At 69.3% G+C, this 264-nt stretch carries 1 protein-coding gene; it reads left to right on the top strand.

What is annotated here, in order from left to right; translation table 11 throughout:
• Positions 1–9 precede the first annotated feature (9 nt).
• Positions 10–177, top strand: coding sequence for a winged helix-turn-helix transcriptional regulator (locus SB658_RS24680; protein ID WP_410603027.1), 168 nt, complete (start codon positions 10–12; stop codon positions 175–177).
• Positions 178–264: the final 87 nt, after the last annotated feature.

The following is a 264-nucleotide window of genomic DNA, read 5'->3' as shown; positions in this document are numbered from 1 at the left end:
ACGGCGACCCTGCGACGCCTCGAAGCACGAGCGCTGCTGGTGCGCACGGTCTTCGCCGAAGTCCCGGTCCGGGTGGAGTACTCGCTCACCGACCTCGGCGTCGACGCTGAGAAGCCGTTGCGCGCACTGCGCGGGTGGGTGGAGGCGAACATCGAGCGCTTCCCGGCGATCGACTGACGGGGCCGCAGGCCTCAGGCCGAGACGTCGGCCTCGAGCATCCGAGCGGTGCTGACCCACTGGGATTCGATCAGCGACGGATCGTTG

Origin of the sequence: Bacillus sp. SIMBA_008, assembly GCF_046535495.1 — a bacterium.
Classification (GTDB): Bacteria; Bacillota; Bacilli; order Bacillales; family Bacillaceae; genus Bacillus; species Bacillus subtilis.
This window is presented reverse-complemented; position numbering and strand designations above follow the sequence as displayed.